The organism is Paenibacillus sp. P4_E11, from assembly GCF_056401635.1.
In genome coordinates this window covers 1-6784 of sequence record NZ_JBFUIX010000161.1, presented here as the reverse complement: position 1 = coordinate 6784, position 6784 = coordinate 1, and the positions used below count along the sequence as shown (strand labels likewise).

Here is a 6784-nt window from a genome sequence, read left to right as displayed (position 1 = left end):
CTGATGGCGTGTCGCCTGATATCGAACCCTGTACGTGAAAACGMTTGAGCAATAACTACTACATAGAATAGTGGCGCAGAAACTACACCAGCAATCAGTAGAAGCCTCATAACACTTGTGTTACTCTTTTGTGCATATGAATTTTTCATTGAAAAATACTCCCTTTCTTAGTTTCAATCTCGTGACGCATTACTTGTCCATAAAGAATGCCGCAAGCTCCGATGCAATTAATTTCGTATTGAGTTTCTTGGTATGGCCAAGTCCCTTTTTACTCTGCAATCGTGCATTAGGGAGCACGCCTGCCAGTGCCAGGGCACCATGACGCAGCGCAGCCGGGCTCTCCGTGCCTTCGAGCACCAGTGTTGGTATCGTCACAGTGCTCCATAGATCAGCAGGCAGCGACTTTCCACCCATATATTCTTCCAACAATGCCGCATCGTAGGGGAGCGTGTGGGCAACGGCCATGAGTTTCGACCACACACCTGGCATTATGCGCATCAAGCTGACAACGAATGAAGGTGCACCCATGCCCTTGGTCATAAAGTACTTGATGGTCTCAGCCCGGCGATTAGCAGCAATGAGCTCGGACACCTGCAAAACGAAATCGTTCGGCGGCTTGGGATCCGCAGCATCGACCACAAATGGAGGTTCATGTAAAGCTAGTTTTGTAATGTTTCCCCCTCTCGCTGCTGCTTGCAGGGCAAGAACCGCCCCGGATGACAATCCGTACACATGTGCCGAGCCGCCAGCTTCATCAATCATGGATTGAAGATCTTCAATCTCGCGTTCTATGGCATATGGTTGTGTGTCTCCGCTATCACCGCGGCCGCGTCGGTCGTAGTTGTACACCGTGAAGTGCTTTGACARTATATTAGCGAGCTGCACCTGCCCCGGAAATTTCCGGTAGCTGAACGCACCCGCTACCAGTATGAGTGCCGGCCCTTGACCAACCTTGTCATAGGCGATCTTGGTGCTGTCTCTTGAAGTTACTGAGTACATGGAAAGTCTCCTTTGCTCGTTTAACTACCAGATGATCTGAATAAAAGGGTCATCGAAAATGCATGCTCAACGTTCATTTATCCGACCCTTTATTAAGACAACGAATAGCTGACGGCAAAATCGACACATTAGCAAAAAATTATTAAAGGATTTTTCTTCCTGTGGATTAGGGCATTCATAGACGAGAGTTAACATCGGACCCCAAGTTCGGCCAGGTCCTGAATACATGGATCGCCGTAAGCCAACTGCGATCCCCACGATGGGTTACATTGAGAATCTACCTCCATATTTGTTAAGGTTTAATAACATTAATTCTCGAAGTATTCCTTCAGGACCGGAGCAAGTGCTGCCGCTTTGATGATGTGCGTCTGTCCTTCCAGGGTTTGAAGCTTGGCGTTAGGGAGCACGTTCGCGAGCGATTGCATCGCATTGCGTGTCCATCCCGGACTCTTTCCGCCAACCGCTACGAGGGTGGGTATGGTTACAGAGGGCCAAGGGTTAGACGTCATTGCTTTACCCCTCTGATAATCTAGGGTAAGAAGTGTATCATATGGAAGTGTACGGGCAGCAGCCTTTAGATGCTTCCACGCCGGCATGAGCGGCATCATGGCGACGATCGCAGCAGGCAAGCCCACCCCTTTTCTCATAAAATGCTTGACCGCTGCTCCATGGCGATCTGTTGCCAATAGTCCTTGCAGTTGCTCCATATAGTCCGAAGGTATTGGCGCACGACTGTGATCTACAATGAACGGTGCTTCATATATGGCTAGCTTCTTTATGGACGAAAGCTGGTTCGCTGCTTCAAGAGCAAGAGCTGCACCCGAGGAGATGCCGTACACATAAGCAGATCCACCAGCTACTTCGATTAATGCCGAGATATCCTCAATCTCGCGCTCGATCCGATATTGTTTCGCGTCACCGCTTTCTCCGCGCCCCCTGCGATCATAGAAGTACACGGTAAAATGCTGCTGCATCAACTCGGCCAGCGGCCCGTTCGGTCCGGACTTACGAGTGCATAACGCCCCATCCACCAATATAAGCGGGAGCCCCTTACCTTTCTTTTCGTAAGCGATAGCCGTACCGTCTTTCKAATGTAAGATGCTCATACTTCCTCCTAAATGTTGTAGTTGATTTATTATTCCATACCTATACGACGAACAAAGTTAAACAAAATCGACACTACATATAAATTTTTTCACAACAAATTGTTAAATGAAAAATCTTCGGAGTTCTTGTGCTACCCGTTCTGGCTTGCCGCCTCTATTCGTATTACCTGTAGCTCCATGATTGAGCCCGGGAAACTCAATACGATTGGCATGCGGAAAGATCTTCTCTAGGGCATCAAGGGCAACTTTGAAGTAGGTCGGACTCTTGCTACTACCAAGCATGAGCAACGGGGAGCGTACAGCCTTGTAACTTTCCAGAGACCCTTCCGTCTCGACGGATAATTGAAGGTCATAGTGCATCGTCGGAGCCAGCATCCGCATCGTGACGTCGTCACCCTTGGCCTTCTTTTCCTCGCTTGCCATCATCATTCTGGTCAGTAATTGGAGCAGCCATCGAGGTATTGAGTTGAATATGGACGGCCCCATCTGCGAGCCTAACATACCTGTAACAAGCGCTGAGTCAACCTTGCCCTGTGCCATCTCGCTGTCATAACGCGTCAAGAATTCGGTCGACACTGAGCCGTTTACTATCAACGGCGGTTCAAAGATGGCGACTTTATGAATCGCTGGTAAAGTGAGTGCTGCTTGAAGACATATAATGGCCCCAACGCTGATCCCAAAAACATAGTGGGCACCTGTTTGGGTAAGAAGGGCGTCCAAATCTTCAACGTCCTTCTGAATACTGTAGTCTTCACTGTAAGGACCACTTAGGCCGCGGCCACGGCGGTCATGCAAATATAYGGTGAATGTACTAGCTAGTGCTTCAGCGAGCTGCATGTGACTTTGAGCTGACTCCATGGTGCCGTGCACAAGCACTAGGCCTGGTCCTTGGCCCAGTTGGCGGTAGCCAATGGTGGTGCCGTCTTTAGAGGTTACAGAGCTGGTTGTATAATTCCCTCGCGTGGCTAATGTAGATTGATATTTGACACCGGTTTTCAGGTTCATGTTCTGTTGTCCTTTCTTGCATAATGAATGGATAGGCACTATACTATCTTCAATATTATCTTAATCATCAACACATTTATTTCAATAATTATCTTAATTGTCAAGGTATTTTCTGTCAAGAAGTAAAGGAGATAGCACCTATGAACGAAGCAGAGCACCGAAAAGCGCTGATCAATCAGATGCAATTTTTAGGTCAGATGGCTAGCACCGAAACAGCATTATTTCACCAAGCAGCAGCAGCTAAGTTGGGATTAGGTATTACCGACATGAAGACGGTTTCGACACTGCTGCAGGAAGGGCCGATGACTGCCGGACAACTCGCACAGCGACTAAATCTCACAACTGGCGCCGTCTCGAATGTTATCGACCGGCTTGAACAGCGCGATTTCGTTAAGCGTGAATCTGACCCCAAAGATCGTCGTAGAGTCATCGTGACAGTCAATCAGAATAATCTCGCCCAATCTGACAGCATCTATCGTTCGATGGGGGAAGCATTTGAAAAGTTACTAGAAACTTATTCTACAAAGGAGCTTGAGTTCTTGGTGCAGTACAACCAATCGACCATCGATCTGACAATGCTGGAAAGTGCAAAATTAACCAAGCGTTACAAAGACGGAGCGGGCTATCGAAGTTGATGCAAAAAAAACGGATCTCTCCAATTGGAGATGATCCGTTTTTACAATAAAACAGATTGCCGTCATTGTTTGCTGTCAGCATTTCCTTGGGCACCCGTATATACTCTTACCTCTTAGCGCGAATCTCTTCCTGAATTTGCCCAGTAAGCTCTAAAATACTTCTTAAGCCAAGATCACCTTCCCCTCTCTTTCTAACGGACACCTTTCCTGAGTTTTTCTCATTCTCTCCAAGTACGAGCATGAATGGTATTTTTTCAAGTTGGGCTTCACGAATTTTGTACCCGAGTTTTTCATTCCGCACATCTACTTCAACACGAATCCCGGCCTCTTCTAGCGATGTTTTCACCTGTAAGGCATAGTCCAAATAGTTCTCCGAAACCGGCAATAATTTCGCTTGGACCGGCGCAAGCCATAACGGGAAAGCTCCGGCAAAATGCTCGGTTAAGATGCCGATAAATCGCTCAATGGATCCAAAAATAGCCCGATGAATAACGATTGGCCTGTGCTTCTGATTGTCCTCGCCGATGTAAGAAAGATCGAATTTCTCGGGCATCTGGTAGTCCAGTTGAATCGTCCCACACTGCCAGCTCCGTTTGAGCGCATCTAGGATGTGAAAATCGATCTTGGGTCCATAGAATGCCCCATCGCCTTCATTGACATGATACTCGATACCAAGTTTGTCCAGGACATGTTGTAAGGATTGTTCGGCCTGGTTCCACAGCTCATCTGAACCCATACGATCTTCTGGCCGGGTCGACAGTTCGACCTTGTATGAGAAGCCGAGTACTTGATACACATGGTCAATCAGGGCAATGACACGGCTGATTTCCTCCTCAATTTGTTCCGGTAACACGAAAAGGTGGGCGTCGTCCTGACAAAATGTACGGACCCGCATCATCCCGTTAAGCGCCCCGGAAAGTTCGTGGCGGTGCACCTGGCCAAACTCGGAAAGACGGATTGGCAATTCTCGGTAAGAATGTAAGCTATTCTTAAAAATAAGCATGTGCCCTGGGCAGTTCATTGGTTTAAGTGCAAATTGGGTTTCATCCACGTTGGTGAAGTACATATTATCTTTGTAATGATCCCAGTGTCCCGAATGCTCCCAAACTCGCTTATTCATCATAAGGGGTGTACGCACTTCCTCGTAATCCCGCTGTCTCTGTAATTCACGAGCGAAGTTCTCAAGCTCCGTACGAATCGTCATCCCTTTCGGAAGAAAGAATGGCATGCCAGGCGCTTCTTCCGAGAACATAAACAATTCAAGTTCTTTGCCAAGCTTTCGGTGGTCACGCTTCTTCGCTTCCTCAAGGACATGTAAATGTTGTTCAAGCTGAGCTATCTTCGGGAATGAAGTCCCATAAATACGCTGCAGCATCTGATTAGAAGAGTCTCCACGCCAGTAGGCGCCCGCCACGTTCATAAGCTTGAATGCCTTGATCCTGCCTGTAGAAGGAAGATGTGGCCCCCGGCACAGGTCAGAAAATTCACCTTGATCATACATGGTAATGACGACATCTTCCGGTAGATCACGAATGAGCTCCAATTTTAATGGTTCACCAAGCTTCTCGAATGTCTGAATGGCTTCTGTACGGCTGACGACCCTGCGGATAATGGGTAGGTTCTCTTGAATAACTTTCTCCATTTCTTTCTCAATAGCGGTAAGATTATCACTAGACAGTGGATTCTCTAACCCCATGTCATAATAAAATCCGTCTTCGATAACCGGTCCTATGCCGAGTTTAACAGCCTCATCACCATATAGGCGCTTAATGGCTTGGGCCATTACATGTGCCGTACTGTGTCTGTATATTTCTAGGCCTTCTTTGCTGTCAAGTGTAACTATTTCGATGTGGCTATCAGGCTCGATCGGTTGGTTAAGATCAACTAGTTTGCCGTTGATCTTTCCTGCAACTGCATTTTTTCTCAACCCAGTACTAATTGATTCCGCTACTTGTTCGATTATCGTACCTGGTGGATACCTCCTAATTGTTCCATCTGGCAATGTTACMTCGATCTCCATGATTTAGCCTCCATCCCTCTTAATTTCAATTTTTATGAACGCAAAAAAACGCATCTCCCACAAAGGGACGAGTGCGTTCAGCTCGTGGTTCCACCCTAATTCGACCTTCACCATTCCATGCTTCGGCTGTTCATCAAAGCAAGCTGATGCAAGGTCCTTATTGGTATCTGGTATCGGGGATAAACCGGTGCCGCTTACTGCCGCCAAGTACGGATCGACGGGTTCAACGCCACGGCTACAAAGGGGTAATTTCACACCGGTAACTGGAGAAGCTTTCAGCCTTAACTTCTCTCTCTGGACAGTTCGTGAAGGAAATCATGTCTTTGGTCAATGCCTAGTATGAATGACTTGGTATTATATTACATAACCTCGCTCGTGAAAGTCAAGATAAGACCACGAAAACTTTAACCGAGGCAGTCTAGAACGCACTTGAAAATTCATTCAGACTTTCAAAAACGGTCAATTTATGGTATAATTCATTTGAATTCAAGCGAATAGGAGGTGAATGTGTATGTTATCTCGTTTTATCTCGTCCAATCGATCTTTATCTTTTGTTTTAATATTGGTGATGATGTTATTTGCTACACCTACTCCCAGCCTAGAAGGAAGCGTCAACGAATCTACCCGTCCTTCTATTCTACAAGGAATGGAATACTTCACGAATAAAGCGACGGTTCGTAAGCAAGCATCCTCACAGGAAGGCATTCGGTTCACAGCGTATCTCACTGTGTTCTCCATTCTGATGTGCGCCTTAATGAATGCAATTCGTCGAGTAGTTCCTGTAACCCACCTTTCGATTCATCCTCTGATTGCCCGCCGGCTAGCGCGGATGTTTTTAACTCCTATTAAGTTCACTTCCTTGTACGTATAGCAGGACCCCCTTCTTATTTTACTACCCTTTAGATTAGAGAGTTTTATTTAGAAAATACGAACTTCAGAGGCTTGTTTGCTGCTGCCCAAAAAAGGGGTAAGCTCTGTTTGTTTCCCTATAAATTGGAATTCAAAAGACAGGCTAAGGC

Annotated in this window: 6 protein-coding genes; 2 read left to right on the top strand and 4 right to left on the bottom strand. The window is 46.8% G+C overall.

Going from position 1 to position 6784, the window contains the following annotated elements; genetic code table 11:
- Positions 1 to 189: 189 nt before the first annotated feature.
- From AC1DWB_RS29980 to AC1DWB_RS29970, 3 genes are all read right to left on the bottom strand, one after another.
- Positions 190 to 999 carry an alpha/beta fold hydrolase gene (locus AC1DWB_RS29980; RefSeq protein ID WP_477544763.1) on the bottom strand — a complete coding sequence of 270 codons (810 nt, stop codon included), beginning with the start codon at positions 997 to 999 and terminating at the stop codon, positions 190 to 192.
- A gap of 308 nt (positions 1000 to 1307) precedes the next feature.
- Positions 1308 to 2105 (bottom strand): alpha/beta fold hydrolase, encoded by a 798-nt coding sequence (locus tag AC1DWB_RS29975; RefSeq protein ID WP_477544762.1) that lies wholly within the window; start codon positions 2103 to 2105, stop codon positions 1308 to 1310.
- Between the two features lie 102 nt (positions 2106 to 2207).
- Complete coding sequence (locus AC1DWB_RS29970; protein WP_477544761.1) at positions 2208 to 3149, bottom strand: alpha/beta fold hydrolase; 942 nt, start codon at positions 3147 to 3149, stop codon at positions 2208 to 2210.
- A gap of 101 nt (positions 3150 to 3250) precedes the next feature.
- Here AC1DWB_RS29970 and AC1DWB_RS29965 point away from each other — a divergent pair, with 101 nt between their 5' ends.
- Complete coding sequence (locus AC1DWB_RS29965) at positions 3251 to 3745, top strand: MarR family winged helix-turn-helix transcriptional regulator (protein ID WP_477544760.1); 495 nt, start codon at positions 3251 to 3253, stop codon at positions 3743 to 3745.
- A gap of 106 nt (positions 3746 to 3851) precedes the next feature.
- Here the strand turns inward: AC1DWB_RS29965 and thrS are convergent, their stop codons facing one another.
- Positions 3852 to 5765 carry a threonine--tRNA ligase gene (gene thrS / locus AC1DWB_RS29960; RefSeq protein ID WP_477544759.1) on the bottom strand — a complete coding sequence of 638 codons (1914 nt, stop codon included), beginning with the start codon at positions 5763 to 5765 and terminating at the stop codon, positions 3852 to 3854.
- A 511-nt stretch (positions 5766 to 6276) separates the two neighbouring features.
- Here thrS and AC1DWB_RS29955 point away from each other — a divergent pair.
- Positions 6277 to 6636 carry a hypothetical protein gene (locus AC1DWB_RS29955; protein WP_477544758.1) on the top strand — a complete coding sequence of 120 codons (360 nt, stop codon included), beginning with the start codon at positions 6277 to 6279 and terminating at the stop codon, positions 6634 to 6636.
- Positions 6637 to 6784: the final 148 nt, after the last annotated feature.